Annotated in this window: 19 protein-coding genes; 13 read left to right on the top strand and 6 right to left on the bottom strand. The window is 65.3% G+C overall.

The features are described from left to right. Positions 1–36: 36 nt before the first annotated feature. Positions 37–387 carry a hypothetical protein gene (locus NCR34_RS00620; RefSeq protein ID WP_248320785.1) on the bottom strand — a complete coding sequence of 117 codons (351 nt, stop codon included), beginning with the start codon at positions 385–387 and terminating at the stop codon, positions 37–39. Positions 388–702: 315 nt separating this feature from the next. Here NCR34_RS00620 and NCR34_RS00625 point away from each other — a divergent pair, with 315 nt between their 5' ends. Further along, a complete protein-coding gene (locus tag NCR34_RS00625) occupies positions 703–1,479 on the top strand; it encodes a phytanoyl-CoA dioxygenase family protein (RefSeq protein ID WP_248320786.1) in 777 nt (258 codons plus the stop codon). Between the two features lie 8 nt (positions 1,480–1,487). Here the strand turns inward: NCR34_RS00625 and NCR34_RS00630 are convergent, their stop codons facing one another. Both NCR34_RS00630 and NCR34_RS00635 read right to left on the bottom strand, forming a co-directional pair. Beyond that, positions 1,488–1,691, bottom strand: a complete 204-nt coding sequence (locus NCR34_RS00630; protein WP_248320787.1) for a DUF3185 family protein — start codon at positions 1,689–1,691, stop codon at positions 1,488–1,490. 76 nt (positions 1,692–1,767) lie between these two features. Continuing rightward, the gene (locus NCR34_RS00635; RefSeq protein ID WP_248320788.1) at positions 1,768–2,562 is read right to left on the bottom strand and encodes a mechanosensitive ion channel family protein; all 795 of its coding nucleotides are present in this window, start codon (positions 2,560–2,562) and stop codon (positions 1,768–1,770) included. A gap of 212 nt (positions 2,563–2,774) precedes the next feature. Here NCR34_RS00635 and mgrA point away from each other — a divergent pair, with 212 nt between their 5' ends. From mgrA to NCR34_RS00695, 12 genes are all read left to right on the top strand, one after another. After that, positions 2,775–3,821 (top strand): L-glyceraldehyde 3-phosphate reductase, encoded by a 1,047-nt coding sequence (gene mgrA / locus NCR34_RS00640; RefSeq protein ID WP_250498870.1) that lies wholly within the window; start codon positions 2,775–2,777, stop codon positions 3,819–3,821. A 375-nt stretch (positions 3,822–4,196) separates the two neighbouring features. Next, entirely contained in the window at positions 4,197–4,967 is a 771-nt protein-coding gene (locus tag NCR34_RS00645; RefSeq protein ID WP_175938781.1) for a ferredoxin--NADP reductase, read from the top strand. A 319-nt stretch (positions 4,968–5,286) separates the two neighbouring features. Further along, positions 5,287–6,132, top strand: a complete 846-nt coding sequence (locus tag NCR34_RS00650) for a sensor histidine kinase (RefSeq protein ID WP_248320790.1) — start codon at positions 5,287–5,289, stop codon at positions 6,130–6,132. Between the two features lie 8 nt (positions 6,133–6,140). Next, positions 6,141–6,797: a response regulator gene (gene rqpR, locus NCR34_RS00655; protein ID WP_248320791.1), complete on the top strand. Its 657-nt coding sequence runs from the start codon at positions 6,141–6,143 to the stop codon at positions 6,795–6,797. 139 nt (positions 6,798–6,936) lie between these two features. Further along, the gene (bcaP, locus tag NCR34_RS00660) at positions 6,937–8,379 is read left to right on the top strand and encodes a branched-chain amino acid transporter BcaP (RefSeq protein ID WP_284506431.1); all 1,443 of its coding nucleotides are present in this window, start codon (positions 6,937–6,939) and stop codon (positions 8,377–8,379) included. Between the two features lie 284 nt (positions 8,380–8,663). Then, on the top strand, positions 8,664–9,140 hold the full coding sequence (locus NCR34_RS00665; protein WP_248320792.1) for a (2Fe-2S)-binding protein: 477 nt from the start codon (positions 8,664–8,666) through the stop codon (positions 9,138–9,140). 52 nt (positions 9,141–9,192) lie between these two features. Further along, entirely contained in the window at positions 9,193–11,592 is a 2,400-nt protein-coding gene (locus NCR34_RS00670) for a xanthine dehydrogenase family protein molybdopterin-binding subunit (protein WP_248320793.1), read from the top strand. A gap of 11 nt (positions 11,593–11,603) precedes the next feature. Beyond that, positions 11,604–12,410, top strand: a complete 807-nt coding sequence (locus tag NCR34_RS00675) for an FAD binding domain-containing protein (protein WP_248320794.1) — start codon at positions 11,604–11,606, stop codon at positions 12,408–12,410. Continuing rightward, positions 12,410–13,306 carry an AAA family ATPase gene (locus NCR34_RS00680; RefSeq protein ID WP_248322366.1) on the top strand — a complete coding sequence of 299 codons (897 nt, stop codon included), beginning with the start codon at positions 12,410–12,412 and terminating at the stop codon, positions 13,304–13,306. The genes NCR34_RS00675 and NCR34_RS00680 overlap by 1 nt, the downstream gene beginning before the upstream one ends. Beyond that, on the top strand, positions 13,282–14,514 hold the full coding sequence (locus NCR34_RS00685) for a vWA domain-containing protein (RefSeq protein WP_248320795.1): 1,233 nt from the start codon (positions 13,282–13,284) through the stop codon (positions 14,512–14,514). Before NCR34_RS00680 ends, NCR34_RS00685 begins: the two co-directional genes overlap by 25 nt. After that, positions 14,505–15,056, top strand: coding sequence for an SRPBCC family protein (locus NCR34_RS00690; RefSeq protein ID WP_248320796.1), 552 nt, complete (start codon positions 14,505–14,507; stop codon positions 15,054–15,056). Before NCR34_RS00685 ends, NCR34_RS00690 begins: the two co-directional genes overlap by 10 nt. Continuing rightward, on the top strand, positions 15,029–16,048 hold the full coding sequence (locus NCR34_RS00695; RefSeq protein ID WP_248320797.1) for an XdhC family protein: 1,020 nt from the start codon (positions 15,029–15,031) through the stop codon (positions 16,046–16,048). The genes NCR34_RS00690 and NCR34_RS00695 overlap by 28 nt, the downstream gene beginning before the upstream one ends. A 31-nt stretch (positions 16,049–16,079) precedes the next feature. Here the strand turns inward: NCR34_RS00695 and NCR34_RS00700 are convergent, their stop codons facing one another. From NCR34_RS00700 to NCR34_RS00710, 3 genes are all read right to left on the bottom strand, one after another. Then, positions 16,080–16,802, bottom strand: coding sequence for a PepSY-associated TM helix domain-containing protein (locus NCR34_RS00700; RefSeq protein WP_250498871.1), 723 nt, complete (start codon positions 16,800–16,802; stop codon positions 16,080–16,082). 158 nt (positions 16,803–16,960) lie between these two features. Next, complete coding sequence (locus tag NCR34_RS00705) at positions 16,961–17,995, bottom strand: serine/threonine protein kinase (RefSeq protein ID WP_248320799.1); 1,035 nt, start codon at positions 17,993–17,995, stop codon at positions 16,961–16,963. Positions 17,996–18,072: 77 nt separating this feature from the next. Then, complete coding sequence (locus tag NCR34_RS00710; RefSeq protein WP_175938808.1) at positions 18,073–18,285, bottom strand: hypothetical protein; 213 nt, start codon at positions 18,283–18,285, stop codon at positions 18,073–18,075. Between the last annotated feature and the right edge of the window lie 46 nt (positions 18,286–18,331).

The following is an 18,331-nucleotide window of genomic DNA, read 5'->3' on the forward strand; positions in this document are numbered from 1 at the left end:
CTGCCGGTTTTTTTTGGGGGCGACGCGCGTCTTTCTTCAGCGCACCGCGAACGCGTACCAGCCGGCGCTGGTCGCCGACGTGCGACGCGGCCGGCGGCTTGTCAGCGCGGCCGCTCGCGGCTTGGGTGATGGCGCGCGCAGTTGCATTGGGCGGCGCAGCAGCGTGCGCAGCGACACGTCGCGCGAGGCGGCGCGCGCGCGCAGATTCAGAAAGAATCCGCGAAACCAGGAGCGGATGCCATCGACCGGATGCGCGTTCGTGGGTTGCGGCGCAAGCGCCTGCGTGCGAGCGGAATGATGTCGCAACGCGCGGATCATGCCGCGCCGGGCGGGCCGAGCGGCACGGGATGCGGCGCGTCGAAGGCCCTTAGCGATTCGGTGGTTCATGTCGGCGATAGGTTCGTCTGCGTGGTGGCAAACTCGACAGTAGTCGTCTCAAAAATAGCGTTCAAGGCTTCGATTCAACCCCGGCAGCGAAGTTGCACCGAAACGATGCGGCCAATGTACCGGACGTGCGTGACTGTCGTAAGTCCGCGTTTTCCCTGCCGGCTACTGAAGCAGTCCCTTCACGGCGCGGCGCGCGAGCCATGCTGCGAGCGCCTTTGCGGCCCGTGCGACTTACAATGCCCGTATTCGCCCCAATTTCCGGGTATTGCGCTGGCTGCATGAGGCGATATCGAAGCCGCGCCGAGGCCGACCAACATGTCTGAACAAACGTCGCTGAAATCGAAGAGTGATCAGGTGCACGAGCTGCGCCAAATGGGCTTCGTCATCGTGAAGGGGCTCGTGTCCGAGGCGCGCTGCGACGCGCTGCGCGAGGTCGCGCAGCGTCAATTGGCCGAAGCCGCCGCGCCGCTTGAATACGAAGCCGACCTGAAGTATCCCGGCGCGCCGGAATCGAAGCACGCGCCGGGCGGACATACCGTGCGGCGGCTTCTGGACGCGTACGGGCGCCACCCGCTATTCGCGGAGTTCGCGACATCGCCGGAAGTGCGCGGCTGGATGGAACTGTACTTCGGCGAAACGCCGTATCTATCGCGCGCGCATCACAACTGCGTGATGACGAAGCACCCGGCGTACGGCAGCCTGACGGGCTGGCATCGCGATGTGCGTTACTGGGCGTTCGAGCGCGACGATCTGGTTTCCGCGTGGGTCGCGCTCGGCGATGAAACTGTCGAAAACGGCGCGCTGTGGTTCGTGCCGCGATCCCACAAGCTCGCGTTCACGTCGGACCGATTCGACGAAGCCAAATTCTTCCGCGCCGATTTGCCGGAAAACACGGCGCTGATTCACACGGCGGTTTCGCCCAAGCTCGCCAAGGGCGACGTCGTGTTCTTTCATTGCAACACGCTGCATTCCGCAGGCAAGAATCTCACCGATCAGGTGAAGTTCTCGCTCGTCTACACGTATCGCGGCGCGAGCAACGCGGCGTTGCCGGGCACGCGATCCGCGTCGAAACCGGAAGTCGCGCTCGTCTGAGCGAGCGTTCAGCGTTTCGAGGGCAGCGCCAGTCCGATCAGCCCCGCGAGCGACGCGACAATGCCGCCCGCGATCAGCCAGATCGTCTTGCTGGTCGGCGAGCCCGTGAAGAAGCGCGAGACGTCGTTGCTCAACGAGTGAAACGACTGCCCGCCGAAGTACAAAAGCACGATGCCGCCGACGAGCAAGGCAAGGGAAATCGCTCGGGTCATCAAGGATCCTCGTTAGTTTCGGGATAGGGCGCGCCAGCTTACAAGGCACGCCGCAGAGCGTCCAGTCAGGCCAAAGTCACGCCGCGACGGGCACGCGCGTGAGCGGCTGGATCTGGCGCAGCAAGTCGGCCTGCACGGCCGGATGGTCGCTTGCGCGCGTCCACACGCCGACGTTGAACTTCACGCCGGTATCGGTGTAATCGGTGACGGCGATCCACGGCGCCGACGCGCCGTCCTGCACGATGCGCGCATCGCCCGTAACGAGCCTGCGCAGCTCGCCGAGCACGCGCTCGACGTCCTGGCCGTGCTGCACCAGAAAATTGAGCACGACGCGCCGCTGCTCGTTCGCGCTGTAGTTCGTCACCGGATTCGCCCAGATGATGCTGTTCGGCACGTACATGACGACGCCGTCCGCCTTCGTGAGCCGCGTGGTGAAAAGTCCGATCTCGTTGACCGTGCCCGCCGTCACGCCGATTCCCTCGATATAGTCGCCCACGCGAAACGGCCGCAGTAGCAGCAACATCAAACCGGCTGCGATGTTTTGCAGCGTGCCCTGCAGCGCCAGTCCGATGGCAAGCCCCGCCGCGCCGAGCACGGTCAGGATGCTCGCCGCCGCAATGCCGAACTTGCCGAGCGCCGCGACGATGGCGACCACGCGTATCGCCCACATCACGAGACTGGCGAGCACCGGCGTCAGCGTGGCATCGACGTTCGTGCGGTTGAGCGTGCGCCGCAGCGCGTTGGCGACGATGTTCGAGATCCACCAGCCGACGGCGACGATCAGGATCGCCATCAGAATGTTGATGCCGTACGTCAGCCCGAGCGTGAGCATGAAGTCGTAGGCCGGGCGCAGTTTGTCGATTGAATCCATTGAGTGCTCCTTGTGCGATGTGTGCGTTGACCGGGCGGCGCGCCGTGTGCTCCCGCATATCGGGACACGGATGCCCGGCGCTCGCGCCGTCGCCGATTGGCTTAACATTGACGGCTTTGGTCGATTCGCGAGCATAGAGCAGCCGCGCGCATCCACCAGCTTCACGATTGTCAAAGTTAGTCCAAAACCGCCACTCGCAAAGGAAAACTGTCATGGCTTACGAAGCAGCATCCGAGCGTTACTCCTCGCAGATGCAATACCGCACGTGCGGCAAATCCGGTCTCAAGCTGCCGGCGCTGTCGCTCGGTCTCTGGCATAACTTCGGCGACACCACGCCCATTTCGACGCAACGCGACATCCTGCGCACCGCGTTCGATCTCGGCGTCACCCATTTCGACCTGGCGAACAACTACGGGCCGCCGTACGGCAGCGCGGAAGCCAACTTCGGACGTCTCTTCAAGGACGACTTCAAGCCGTATCGCGACGAACTGCTGATTTCGACGAAAGCCGGCTGGGACATGTGGCCCGGTCCGTACGGGCAGGGCGGCGGCTCGCGCAAGTACGTGCTCGCGAGTCTGGATCAGAGCCTAAAGCGCATGGGGCTGGATTACGTCGATATCTTCTACTCGCATCGCTTCGATGCCGATACGCCGCTCGAAGAGACCGCCGGCGCGCTCGCGACCGCCGTGCATTCGGGCAAGGCGCTGTATGTCGGCATCTCCTCGTATTCGGCGGCGAAGACGCGCGAAATGGCGAAGCTGCTCGCCGAGCACAAGGTGCCGCTTTTGATCCATCAGCCGTCGTACAACATGCTGAACCGCTGGATCGAAGAAGAACTGCTCGATACGCTCGACGAGATCGGCGCGGGCAGCATCGCGTTCACGCCGCTCGCGCAAGGGTTGCTCACGAGCAAGTATCTGAACGGCGTGCCGCAGGATGCGCGCGTCAACAAGCCGGGCGGCGGATCGCTCAAGCAGGAACACCTGAGCCAGGAAAATCTGGAGCATGTGCGCAAGCTGAACGAACTGGCGCAGCGGCGCGGCCAAAGCCTCGCGCAGATGGCGCTGGCGTGGGCGCTGCGCGGCGGGCGCGTGACCTCGGTGCTGATCGGCGCGAGCCGCGCGGAGCAAGTCACCGAAAACGTCGGCGCGTTGAAGAATCTGGAGTTCAGCCCGGAAGAGCTCGCGGAAATCGACAAGTACGCGCAGGAAGGCGGCATCAATCTGTGGGAAAAGCCGTCGACGGATCAGCGCATCTGAATGTCTTGCAGCCGCCTTCCGTCAGAAGGGTGATTCGGAAGCGGCTCGGCGACGGTTGCTATCATGCGGGCTCGCGGTCCATTCGCTGCTGACCGGCAGCGAGCACAATCGGCGGCGGCGGCGCGTGGCGGATCGTCACGCGCTGCTGGCGATCCGGCCCGAGGACGCCCCGCGGCTATCGAGTTAGAATAGCCGATTGCGCCCATGCAACGCCCGGCTGCACGACTGCCGACGCGGGCCTGCCGCAAACACGCCGCACCAAGCCGAAAGTTCGGACGAAAGCGCAAGCCGCTCGTCCTTTCGCGCGGCGTCGAGCGACCCGCATTCCGGCGTTCCGGCCGTGAGCGTCACCGTTTTCGCATAGTCCAAGAAGCCATGAGCAACCTCAACTCTCAAACCGTTCTGAGCGTCCACCACTGGACCGACACGCTTTTCAGTTTCACCTGCACTCGCGACGCCTCGTTCCGCTTTGAGAACGGCCAGTTCACGATGGTGGGCCTCGAAGTCGACGGCAAGCCGCTTCTGCGCGCCTACAGTCTCGCGAGCGCGAACTACGAAGAGCATCTCGAATTCCTGAGCATCAAGGTGCCGGACGGCCCGCTGACTTCGCGTCTGCAGCACCTGAAGGTCGGCGATTCCGTGCTGATCGGCAAGAAGCCGACGGGCACGCTGGTCGCGGACAACCTGTTGCCGGGCAAGACGCTGTGGCTGCTTTCTACTGGCACGGGCCTCGCGCCGTTCATGTCGATCATCAAGGACCCGGACGTCTACGACCGCTACGAGAAGATCGTGCTGACGCACACCTGCCGCTTCGTCGATGAACTCGCGTACAAGGACTTCATCACCGAGCACCTGCCGGCGCACGAGCACATCGGCGAAATCGTCTCCGAGAAGCTCGTCTATTACCCGACCGTGACGCGCGAAGAATTCGCGAACCGCGGCCGCATCACGGACCTGATCGAGACGAAGAAGCTGTTCTCGGATCTGTCGGTGGAGCCGTTCTCGATCGAGAACGACCGCGTGATGCTTTGCGGCAGCCCGCACATGCTGCGCGACACGCGCCAGTTGCTCGACTCGCTGGGCTTCCAGGAAGGCAGCAACAACCATCCGGGGCATTACGTCGTCGAGAAGGCGTTCGTCGGCTGATTCGTGGTTGGCGTGTTTGCAGAGAAGCCGGGGCACATCGCTCCGGTTTTTTTTCGCCTGCTTGCGGGCAACTTGTTACATCTGCGGACAGGCATTGTTGGCGGTTCGGCCGCACTGCTGTTACCAATCGACATGAAGTTCTGCCGCCGCAGCCTTGTCGGACATGGATTAATCATATTTTTGAGATATGATGCGGTCACGTCGAAGCGATGCGCAAAACGTGCATCGTCCGATTTCCATGTTACAGAGTGTAAATTCAGTTACGCCGACTCGTGGTCTGCCGAGGACGTAGCTCAAGTTGCGCTCAAAGCGAGGAAAAATGAACCCGTCGGCCCTGATCGGACTGGATCAGCGTGCAACGTCCTGCGCCACCGTGCGCGGCGTGTCGTCAGCGACGCCGGAAGCATCCGGCTTACCGTTTTCCGCTCTATTCGACGCCAAGCTGGAAAGCGACCGCGAGGTCGAGCGCCTGCGCGCCCGCGTACGGGATCTCGCCTCGCAAGTCTGCGCGGCCGATGAGCGCGTTCGCCGCAGCATCGCCGCCGATCTGCACGACGAAGCCGGCGCCATTCTCACCGCTGCGAACCTCGCGGTGGCGCGCGCCGAATATCTGCTGCCCGCCGATGCGCCCGCTGCCTGCTCCGAAGCGCTGCGCCAGGCGCGCGAATGTCTCGCCGAAGTCGCTGCGTCGAATCACCGGATCGTGGAGGGCCTGCACGCGCCGGCGCTCGACGACGGCCTTCCCGCCGCGCTCGCGGAGTGGCTCGCAACCTTCGGCGCGCGCGCCGGGCTCTCCGTCAATTTATCCTGTTCAGTGGAAATCTACGCGAAGCGGCTGCCGCAGGGTCTGTCGCATGCCTTCTTTCGCATCACGCAGGAAGCGCTGAACAACGTCGCGCGGCACGCGCATGCGACGCGCGCGAACGTGACGCTCGCAGCCGACGACGACGCCCTCACGCTGGTGGTGGAGGACGACGGCATCGGGATGGCGCCCGTTGCGCGCCGCAAAGCCGGGCGGCTTGGATTCGCGAGCATGCGCTCTCGTTGCGAGGCGTTCGGCGGCACGCTGCGCGTGGGCGCATCGAAAACGGGCGGGACGTGCGTGCGCGCCCGCCTGCCGTGGACGGCCGCGCCGCGCGCCGCGCTGCGCGCGGTCAACGACTGAGCGCGCGCATGGCGCTCAAGATTCTTCTTGCCGACGATCACGCCATCGTGCGCCGTGGCGTCGCGCAATTGCTGCTGGAGCGTGGCGTCGCGTCGGAGGTCAGCGAAGCGGAAACGGGCGCACAGGCGCTGGCGCTGGCGGCGCGCGCCTCGTTCGACGTCGCTCTCCTCGATATCTCATTACCCGATACGACCGGCCTCGACGTCCTGAAGCGCCTGAAGCGCGACGCGCCGCGTCTTCCGGTGCTGATGTTCTCCATGTATCGCGAAGACCAGTACGCGGTGCGCGCGTTGAAGGCGGGCGCGGCAGGTTATCTATCGAAGACAGCGGACCCCGCGCTCATGATCCGCGCGGTTCAACAGGTCGCCGCCGGCCGCAAGTACGTCAGCCCGGAAATGGCGGAGGCGCTCGCCAATTACGTCTCGCTGGATAGCGAACGGATGCCGCACGAGAACTTGTCGGACCGCGAGTTCCAGACGCTGTGCATGCTGGCATCGGGCAAGCGGTTGACCGACATCGCGAATGCGCTGTCGTTGTCGGTGAAGACGGTCAGCGTGTATCGCGCGCGCCTGCTCGACAAGATGAAGCTGGCCAACAACGCCGAACTCACGTTCTACGTCCTCTCGAACCGCCTCGTCGATATGAACCCTGCGATCGCAGGCTGAGCGGTGATTTATCTCGTACAAGATAAAAAACACCGGCGCTGCGCATGTTGCCCAATTTCCGGGCATTTTCGAAGTCTCCGATAGAATGTCGGGTTTTCCCGCAGCAGGGCGCGCGAGCGCCGCATGGAGACTTATCGCAATGTCGTTGTTCCGCAAGAAAAACATCGAGCACATGCTGGCCGGCGCGCACAGCACGTCACTCAAGAAAACGCTCGGCGCGCTGGACCTCACGTTTCTCGGCATCGGCGCGATCATCGGCACCGGCATCTTCGTGCTCACGGGCACGGGCGTCGTGCAGGCCGGGCCCGCGCTGATGGTGTCGTTCATCGTCGCGGCCATCGCTTGCTGCTTTGCCGCGCTCGCCTACGCGGAGTTTTCGTCGACCATTCCGGTCGCCGGTTCCATCTACACCTATTCGTACGCGACGCTCGGCGAACTGGCCGCGTGGATCATCGGCTGGGACTTGATGCTCGAATACGGGCTCGCGACGTCCGCCGTCTCGGTCGGATGGTCGGGCTATCTGCAATCGTTGCTGTCGGGCTTCGGCATCAGCCTGCCGACCGCGCTCACCGCCGCGCCCGGCGCCCTGCCGGACCACCTCACGTATTTCAACCTGCCCGCTTTCCTCGTGATGATGGTCATTACGTGGCTGCTGTCGATCGGCGTAAAGGAATCCACGCGCATCAACAACGTGATGGTCGCGATCAAGGTCACGGTCGTGCTGCTGGTGATCGCGGTCGGCGTGTTTCACGTCACGCCGGCGAACTGGCATCCGTTCATGCCGCACGGCTGGTCCGGCGTTTTCGGCGCGGCGGCGGTTATGTTCTTCGCGTTCATCGGCTTCGATTCGGTGTCGTCCGCGGCCGAGGAAGTGAAGAACCCGAAGCGCGATCTGCCCATCGGCATCATTTCGTCGCTCGCGGTGTGCGCGGTGCTGTACGTGGCGGTGGCGGCGGTCGTGACGGGCATCGTGCCGGCGGCGCAGTTCGCGCACATCTCGCATCCGGTGTCGTACGCGTTGCAAGTGGCGGGGCAGAACTGGGTGGCGGGTTTCATCGACCTGGGCGCGGTGCTGGGCATGCTCACCGTGATTCTCGTCATGAGCTACGGCCAGACGCGCATCATCTACGCGATGTCGCGTGACGGACTGCTGCCCGCGAAGCTCTCGAGCGTGCATCCGCGCTTTTCGACGCCGTTCTTCACGACGTGGCTCGTCGGCATCTTCTTCGGCCTGATCGGCGCGCTCGTGCCGCTCAACGTGCTCGCCGAGCTGATCAACATCGGCACGCTCGCCGCGTTCTCGATGGTGTCCATCGCCGTGCTGATCCTGCGCCGCACGCACCCCGACCTGCCGCGCGCGTTCCGCTGCCCGGGCGTGCCCGTTGTGCCGATTCTCGCGGTGGCGTCGTGCCTCTTCCTGATGCTCAACCTGACGGCGACGACGTGGATTGCGTTCGTCGTCTGGCTCGTGATCGGGCTCGTGATTTACTTCGCGTATTCGCGCCGTCATTCGGCGCTGGGCCGCGTTCAGCCGCAGCCCGCGAACGCGAAGACCGCGAAGCGCGAAACCGTTACGCACTGAGTGTTCGTCTGATCGTTCGGCTAAAGAGCGCCGTCCCTCGGGACGGCGTTTTTTTTCCTCCGTCGGCGGCGCGGCACGGGCGTGCGCCTAATAGCGACGCCCGCTGATTTGTGCTTTACTCGCCGTACACATAACACGAAATTCCAGCCGGACGCGACGCGCGGGCAGGTAGAGACGTGGCGACGTGCGTGACCCGAGTGACGTTAAGGCTGGTCCATCCCCTTGCAATCATGCAAGGACCGTAGCGAGGCGAAAAGCCCGCCGCGGTCGACAAGGAGACAGTAATGACGCTCAGCATCAGCCTGACGGTCAACGGCAAACCCCTGACCGCGAAGGTGGAACCGCATGTCCTGCTCGTTCAGTTTCTCCGCGAAAACCTCGGGCTGACCGGCACGCACGTCGGCTGCGATACCGCGCAGTGCGGCGCGTGCACCGTTCATCTCGACGGCCGCGCGATCAAATCGTGCAACATCCTCGCCGCGCAGGCCGACGGCATGAGCGTGACGAGCATCGAGGGCATGTCGAAAGACGGCCAGCTTCATCCGATGCAGGCGGCGTTCAGGGAATGCCACGGCCTGCAATGCGGCTTCTGCACGCCCGGCATGGTGATGAGCGCGAGCGCGCTCGCCGCCGAATCGCCCGATCTCACCGAGGAAGAAGTCCGCGATCAACTCGACGGCAATCTGTGCCGCTGCACGGGCTATCACAACATCGTGAAGGCGGTCCTCGAAGGCGCGCAGAACATGAAAGCGGGCGCCTGACTCCCTCGTTCCCTTTTCGACACCACGAATCGCGCCTATCACGGAGACCGCGATGAATGCCCCTGAGCAACAGAAACTGATCGGCGCTGGCGTCAAGCGCAAAGAAGACTATCGCTTCCTGACCGGCGCGGGCCAATACACCGACGACGTCGTGCTGCCGCGCCAAAGCTATGGCGTGTTCCTTCGCTCGCCGCATGCGCACGCGCGCATTCGCGGCATCAATACCGAGCAGGCGCTCGCATCGCCGGGCGTGATCGGCGTGTTCACCGGCAAGGATCTCGCAGGCGAGAACGTCGGCGGCTTGCCGTGCGGATGGCTCATCCACAGCACGGACGGCTCGCCGATGCACGAGCCGCCGCATCCTGTCATCGCGCACGACAAGGTGCTGCACGTGGGCGATCAGGTGGCGCTCGTCGTCGCCGAATCGGTGAAGGAAGCGAAGGACGCGCTCGAACTGATCGAGGTCGATTACGAAGAACTGCCCGCTATCGTCGATACCGGCAGCGCCGCCGACGCAGGCCAGCCGCTCGTGCACGACAGCGTGCCGAACAACGTCTGCTACAACTGGGGCCACGGCGACAAGGCGCGCACCGACGCCGCGTTCGCGCAGGCCGCGCACGTCACCACACTCGATATCGTGAATCAGCGGCTCGTGCCGAACGCCATCGAGCCGCGCGCCGTCAACGCGAGCTATTCGAAGCACGACGACAGCTACACGGTCTACGTCGCGAATCAGAATCCGCACGTCGAGCGTTTGTTGATGGCGGCGTTCGTGCTGTCGCTGCCGGAATCCAAGCTGCGCGTGATCGCGCCGGACGTGGGCGGCGGCTTCGGCTCGAAGATCTTCCTGTATCCGGAAGACGTGGCGCTGACGTGGGCATCGAGGAAAGTCGGGCGTCCGATCAAATGGACCGCCGAGCGTTCCGAAGCCTTCGTTTCCGACGCGCACGGCCGCGATCACGTCACCAAAGCGGAACTCGCGCTCGACAACGACGGCAAGTTCCTCGCGATGCGCGTCCACACGACGGCGAACATGGGCGCGTATTTGTCGACGTTCGCGTCGTCGGTGCCGACCGTGCTCTATGCGACGCTGCTCGCCGGCCAGTACGCCACGCCCGCCATCTACGCCGAAGTGAAGGCCGTGTTCACGAACACCGTTCCCGTGGATGCCTATCGCGGCGCGGGCCGTCCGGAAGCCACGTATGTGGTCGAACGGCTCGTCGAGACGGCGGCGCGCGAGCTGAACATCGATCCGGTCGAACTGCGCCGCCGCAACTTCATCCGCGAGTTTCCGTATGCGACGCCCGTTGGCCTCACCTACGACACCGGCGACTACGACGCGTGCCTGAACCGCGCGCTGGAACTGGCGGACGTCGCGGGTTTCGCCGAGCGGCGGGCGCAGTCGGAGAAAGAAGGCAAGCTTCGCGGCATCGGCTATTCGTGCTACATCGAGGCGTGCGGGCTCGCGCCGTCGAATATTGCGGGCGCGCTCGGCGCGCGGGCGGGGCTCTTCGAAGCAGGCGAAGTGCGCGTGCATCCGACCGGCTCCGTCACCGTGTTCACCGGCTCGCACAGCCACGGTCAGGGCCACGAGACCACATTCGCGCAAGTGGTGGCGGACCGGCTCGGCGTGGCGATCGAAAACGTCGAGGTCATTCACGGCGACACCGGGCGCATTCCGTTCGGCATGGGCACGTACGGATCGCGGTCGATTTCGGTCGGCGGCTCGGCCATCATGAAAGCGCTCGACAAGGTCGAAGCGAAGGCGAAGAAGATCGCCGCGCATCTGCTGGAAGCGTCGGCGGAAGACATCGAGTTCGCCAACGGCGTGTTCCGCGTCGCGGGCACGGACCGCACGAAGAGCTTCGCGGAAGTCTCGCTCGCTGCGTACGTGCCGCATAACTTCCCGCTCGAAACCATGGAGCCGGGTCTCAACGAAAACGCGTTCTACGATCCGACCAACTTCACGTATCCGTCGGGCGCGTACGTCTGCGAAGTCGAAGTGGATCGCGACACCGGCGAAACGCGCATCCAGAAGTTCACTGCGGTGGACGATTTCGGCAACGTGATCAATCCGATGATCGTGGAAGGCCAGGTGCATGGTGGCTTGGGGCAGGGCATCGGCCAGGCCATGCTGGAGCGCTGCGTGTACGACAAGGAGAGCGGCCAGCTGCTTTCCGGCTCGTTCATGGATTACGCGATGCCGCACGCCATCGACTTGCCGAGCTTCACCGTCGAGACCGCGAAAGGCACGCCGTGCACCCACAATCCGCTCGGCGTGAAGGGCTGCGGCGAAGCGGGCGCGATCGGCTCGCCGCCCGCCGTCATCAACGCGATTGTCGATGCCCTCGCGCCGCTCGGCGTCAAAGACTTGCAGATGCCCGCGACGCCGCACCGCGTCTGGACCGCGATGCACGCCGCCCAAGCCGCCCACACTGCCGAAACCGCCTGACGGAGACCGATATGTACGCATTCGACTATCAACGCCCGGACGAGGCGCAAGCGGCGGTGGCCGCGCTCGCGGCGAACGGCGACGCCAAATATCTCGCGGGCGGCCAGAGCTTGCTGCCGACCATGCGTTTGCGGCTCGCGCAGCCGTCGGCGCTCGTGGATGTGACGCGCATCGCGTCGATGAAAACCGTCACGCTCGATGCGGACAAGCTGACCATCGGCGGCGCGATGTGCCACGCGCAGGTCGGCGCGAACGCGGATGTGAAACGCGCGCTGCCGGGCTTGGCCGACTTGGCGAGCCGCATCGGCGACCGGCAGGTGCGCGAGCGCGGGACCATCGGCGGCTCGCTCGCCAACGACGACCCCGCAGCGTGCTATCCGTCCGCCGTGCTCGCGCTCAACGCGACCATCGTGACGGACCGCCGCCGCATCGCCGCCGACGACTTCTTCCTCGGCATGTACGAGACCGCGCTCGAACCGGACGAACTGATCACCGCCGTCGAGTTTCCGCTCGCCGAGCGCGCGGGCTACGAGAAGTTCCGCAATCCGGCGTCGCACTTCGCGCTCGTCGGCGTGTTCGTCGCGAAGCACGCGGACGGCGTGCGCGTCGGCGTGACCGGCGCGGCGCCTTCCGCGTTCCGGCCGACCGAACTGGAAGCGGCGTTGTCGAAGGACTTCTCGGTGGCGTCCGCGCGCAGCGTGACGATTTCCGCCGACGGCCTCAACGACGACATGCACGCGAGCGCCGCCTACCGCGCGCATCTGATCCCGGTGCTCGCGGGCCGCGCGATCGAACGCGCGCTGTCGTTCTCGGCGTGATGATCGACGAACCGGCTTCCATCGACGAGACGCTCGCGCGCCTGCGCGAGCAGCAGTACTTCGCGAGCCGCGAACTGGCGACGGCACTCTTTCTCGCGCTGAAGATGCAGCGCCCGCTCTTTCTGGAAGGCGAGCCGGGCGTCGGCAAAACGGAGCTGGCGAAGGCGGCGGCGGGCTTGTGCGGCACGACGCTCTTGCGTCTGCAATGCTACGAAGGGCTCGATACGGCGAGCGCGCTGTACGAATGGGACTATCCGCGTCAGATCATGGCGCTGCGGCTCGCGGAAGCCGCGGGCGAAACGCCGTCGAACGATTCGCTGTATCGCGGCGAGTTTCTGCTGAAGCGGCCGCTGTTGCAGGCGCTTCTGCCCGATCCCGGGAACGCGAATGCGCGGCGCGTCTTGTTGATCGACGAGATCGACCGCGCCGACGAGCCGTTCGAAGCGTTCTTGCTGGAACTGCTGTCGGACTTTCAGGTGTCGATTCCCGAGTACGGCACCGTGCGCGCGGCGCGGCCGCCGCTCGTCGTGATGACGTCCAACCGCACGCGCGAAGTCCACGACGCTTTGAAGCGCCGGTGTCTGTATCAGTGGATCGGCTATCCGGCGCGGGACGTGGAACTCGATATCGTCGCGGCGCGTGCGCCGGAAGCGGGCGCGGCGTTGCAGGCGAGGGCCGTCGCGTTCGTCCATCAGTTGCGCACAATGGACTTGTTCAAGGCGCCGGGCGTCGCGGAAACCATCGACTGGTGCCGCGCGCTCGCGGCGTTGTCGGTCTCGGAACTCGATCCGCAATCGGTGCAGGACACGCTCGGCGTGCTGCTGAAGTATCAGGACGACCTCGCGCGCATGGACGCCGCGACGCTCGCGCAATGCCTTTCGACGGCGCGGGCGTGACCATGCCACCGTTCGCGCGCAACGTCGTGCACTTCGTGCGCTTGCTGCGCGGCGCGGGGCTCGGCATGTCGCCGGCGCAGGCGGTGGATGCGCTCGACGCGCTGCGCCTCATCGACCTGGGCCGGCGCGACGACGTGCGCGCGGCGCTCGCGTGCCTGCTGGTTCATGCGAGCGACGAGCGCGAGATCTTCGACTCGGCGTTCGATCTGTTCTGGCGCGATCCCGATTGGGAAAGCAAGCTGCGCGCGCTCTTGCTGCCGAAGATTCAAAGCGCCGCGCCGCCGCCGAAGCGCAACAACCGTCTCGCCGATGCGCTCGCGACGCGCGCGGACACGCGCGACACGCGCGAGAAGGCGCAGCCTGAAGCGCAGGCCGAAGAGACGCACGCGCGGCTGTCGTTCAGCGCGCAGGAGCGCCTGAGTCATCGCGATTTCGACACGCTCAGCGCCGACGAATGGCGCGCGTTGCGGCATCAGATTCGCGCGCATCGGCTGCCGCTCGCGACTGAGCCGACGCGCAGGCTGAAGGCGGCGTCGCGCGGCACGCACGCAGACTTGCGCGCGAGCGCGCGGCAAGCGGTCCGCGCGGGCGGCGACTGGACCGTGTGGAAGTATCGCGCGGCGGTGGAACGCAGGCCGCCGCTGGTTCTGCTGCTCGACATTTCGGGTTCGATGAGCGCGTATTCGCGCGCCGTGCTGTACTACTGTCACGCGCTTTTGCAATCGCGCGAACGCTTGCAGGTGTTCCTGTTCGGCACGCGGCTGACGAACGCGACGCGCGCGTTGCGCGAGCGCGATCCCGATGTCGCGGTGACCGCGCTCGGCGAACAGGTCGCGGACTGGTCGGGCGGCACGCGCATCGGCGCGGCGCTCGCAGAATTCAACCGTCGCTGGGCGCGTCGCGTGCTGACGGGCCGCGCGACCGTGCTGCTCGTCACCGACGGGCTGGATCACGAGGCCATCGACGTGCTCGATGCCGAAATGGCGCGGCTCAGGCGCTTCGCGCATCGGCTCGTGTGGCTCAATCCGCTGTTGCGATTTGCCGGCTTCACGCCGCGCGCGCGAGGCGTGCGCGCGATCCTGCCGCACGTCGACGCGATGCTCGCGGCTCACAACCTCGACAGCCTCGCCGCTGTCGGGCGGGAAATGGCGGCGCTTTCCGCGCGCGGCGCGCCCCGAATGCCAGGAGGACACACGCAATGGAACTGACCGAAACGCATACCTTGCCGGTGCCGCAGGATCGCGCGTGGGAGGCGCTCAACGACACGGCCATGCTCAAAGCCTGCATTCCGGGCTGCGACAGCATCGAAGCGGACGGCGAAAATGCCTATGCCGTCGGGATGACTGCCGCCGTCGGCCCGGTCAAGGCACGCTTCAAGGGCCGCATGGAACTGACGGATATCGACGCGCCGCACACCTATACGATCGTCTTTGAAGGACAGGGCGGCGCGGCAGGCTTCAGCAAAGGCACGGCGAAAGTGAACCTCGAGCCGGGCGAAGACGCGGACACCACGAAGCTCACCTACAGCGCGCACGCGCAGGTGGGCGGCAAGCTCGCGCAGATCGGCTCGCGGCTCGTGGACGGCGCAGCGCGTAAGATCGCGGGTGAGTTCTTCAAGCGTTTCGGCGCGAAGTTGCAGGACGCAGGCGAAGCGCAGCGAGAACAGAACGGCGTCGCGGACGAACCGGCTGACGCCGACAAGGAAGAGAAAGGAAAGAAATCATGGACAGCGTGGATCTCGAAGTCCTGAAGAACAGCGCGCGATGGCTCGAAGAAGGGCATCGCGCGCTGCTGGTCACGGTCGTGAAGACGTGGGGCTCGTCGCCCCGGCCGGAAGGCGCGATGCTCGCGGTGCGCGACGACGGCCACGTGGTCGGCTCGGTGTCGGGCGGGTGCATCGAAGACGATCTGATCGACCGCGTGCGGCAGCGGGGCATCGAGCAGTCGAAGCCGGAAGCGGTGAAATACGGCATCAGCGCGGAAGAAGCGCACCGCTTCGGACTGCCGTGCGGCGGCACCATTCAGCTCGTGCTGGAGCCGCTCACGCGCGAAAGCGGCATCGCGGAACTGTGCGCGGCGGTGGAAAGCGGACGGCTCGTCGCGCGCACGCTCGACATGGAGACGGGCACGGCGCGCCTCGAACCCGCGCAGGCCACGGACGGCGTGCTCTTCGACGGCGCGACGCTCCTGACCATTCACGGTCCGCGCTACCGGATGCTCGTGATCGGCGCGGGGCAGTTGTCGCGCTATCTGTGCAGCATCGCGGTCGGGCTCGACTATCAGGTGACCGTGTGTGATCCGCGCGAGGAGTACACCGACGAGTGGGACGTGCCGGGCACGACCATCGTGCGCACCATGCCCGACGACACCGTGATGGACATGAAGCTCGACGAGCGTTGCGCGGTAATCGCGCTCACGCACGATCCCAAGCTCGACGATCTCGCGCTCATGGAAGCGTTGAAGACGCCGGCGTTCTATGTCGGCGCGCTCGGTTCGCGGCGCAATAACGCGGCGAGGCGCGAGCGGCTGAAAGAGTTCGATCTCAGCGATGCCGAGCTCGCGCGGCTGCACGGACCTGTCGGCATCTATATCGGCAGCCGGACGCCGCCGGAGATTGCCGTATCGATACTCGCCGAAGTGACGGCGGCGAAGAACGGGGTGTCGCTGCCGGAACTGCTGCAAGTGGAAGGCGCGAAGGCGGCGCGCGAAGTCGCCGGAAATGGCGAAGTGTGCGGCGTTTGACGGCCGCACAATAAAGCGCCGCCGTTGCCGCTTACATCAGCCCGCACACGATCATCGCGACGAGCGACACCGTCACGATCGCCGCGCCCGCCATGCGCCGCTTGTTGAGCTCAGTCCACAGCAGCACGCCCGTGAGCGACAGAAGAATCAGGCTGCCGGCGAGCGTGTCGATCAGCAGCACCCAGCCGACGCTCAGGCCGACGCCCTTGTGCAGGTTCGTCAGCATCGCGAGGAAAGTGTTTTCCGTCCGCTTCACCGAGACGAAGTTGTTGCCGACCCAGTACTCGGCCATTACGCTGCTGCTGGGCGATGAAATCATCGTCGACCATTGCTCGGGCTGAATCGCGCTCTTGTCGCCCCAGCCGACGGGATGCGCCGGCTCGCGCCGCGTACGGCCGAGGTTGCCGTCGAGTTTCAGTTCCTTCTTGAGCCACATGCCTATGTCGCGCGGCGATTTGAAACCGCCTGCGGGTAGCGGAAGTTGCATCTGCGAAACCTGCGGCTCGCCGGTCGAGACGCGCAGCGGCGGCGCGCGGTGGTTCAGCAGAAAACCGGTCACGCCGAACAGCAGGCCGAGCAGCGCCCCCCACAAGCCGACCCAGCCGTGAACCTTGCGCAGCCATTTCAGAAACGTCGAGCGGCGCGAGCGAGTCTTGCGCCCAGTTTGTTCGGCGTCGTCCATCGGGCGTCCTTGCGGACGGTATCGAGCGGTGTCGCTCGTCGGCGGCGGGGTGAGGGTGTCAGGCGCGTTCAAGCGTCTCTCCGGAGTCGGCGGGTTCGTCGGCAACGCCACGCCCTGATCGACTCTCGGTCGTTCACGGCGGGCAAATGAGAATCGTTATCATTGCACGACGAAACGCCTGACACAATGCTTTCTGGCGGCGTAAAGACGCCGCTTCGTCACCAAAAATTTCAGACGGGCCAGAGCGGTCCTTCCTGCATCGCGCCGATTTGCTCCCGCAGTTCGAGGATGCGGTCTTCCCAGTAACGCTGCGTGTTGAACCACGGGAAGGCGGCGGGGAACGCGGGATCGTTCCAGCGGCGCGCGAGCCACGCGGCGTAGTGGACCAGCCGCAACGTGCGAAGCGCCTCGATCAGATGCAGCTCGCGCTCGTCGAAGTCGCAGAAGTCTTCGTAGCCAGCGAGCAGATCGGAGAGCGCACGTGACGCTTCCGCGCGGCCGGCCGGCAGCAAGAGCCACAGGTCTTGGATCGCCGGTCCCATGCGGCTGTCGTCGAAATCGACGAAATGCGGGCCCGCGTCCGTCCACAGCACGTTGCTCGGGTGGCAGTCGCCGTGCATGCGCAGATGCCGCACGTCGCCGGCGCGCTCGAAGCATTGCGCGACGCCGTCCAGCGCCATCGACACGGCGCGCTCGTAGGATTCGCGCACGTCGTCGGGCACGAAGCCATGCGTCAGCAGGAACTCGCGCGGTTCAAAGCCGAAGGTGTGGATATCGAGCGTCGGCCGCTCGCGATACGGCTCGACGCCGCCGACGGCGTGAATACGCCCGATGAAGCGTCCGAGCCATTCGAGCGTTTCGCGGTTGTCGAGGTCGGGCGCGCGGCCGCCGCGCCGGTCGAAGACGGCGAAGCGAAAGCCTTCGAATTCGTGGAGCGTCGCGCCTTCGAGAACGCGTGCCGGAACCGCCGGAATCTCGCGCGCGGCGAGGCTCGCGACGAACGCGTGTTCTTCGAGAATCGCTTCATTCGACCAGCGCCCGGGCCGATAAAACTTCGCGATGACAGGCGGCCCGTCTTCGACGCCCACCTGATACACGCGGTTTTCGTAGCTGTTGAGCGCGAGCAGCCGGCCGTCCGTGCGCGCGTCGGCGGTGATGAGCACGCTGTCGACGGCGTCGAGCACGCGCTCGGGCGTGAGGCCAGCGAAGGGCGGCGCGGCGTCGGAAGCGGGGACGCCGGCGGAGTCGGAATGATTTGAGTTCATTCCGGCATTGTGCGCCTTCCGGCGGCAGGCATCAGCGTCGCTTCAACTCGGCGCTCGGGTCGCCGGCGCAACGCCGCTCAATGAACGACCGAGTTCGACGGGCGCACGATATCGCCCGTATCGATCAGGTCTTCGAGGAAGAACGGCTCCGTGTTCAGGAGCTTCGTGACGCCGGGCTCGCCTGCGTACCACGCGACCATGGCCATGTCGCCGAGAATGCGCATGACGATGCCGCGAGCGCCGTGAGGCACGGCAATATGCACGGAGCGGACAATCGAACCGATTTGCATGATGAAACCCCGTATCCATGCCGGCTCAATGAGACGCCGGTCATAT

Origin of the sequence: Caballeronia sp. GAWG1-5s-s (genome assembly GCF_023631445.1) — a bacterium.
Taxonomy (GTDB): Bacteria; Pseudomonadota; Gammaproteobacteria; order Burkholderiales; family Burkholderiaceae; genus Caballeronia.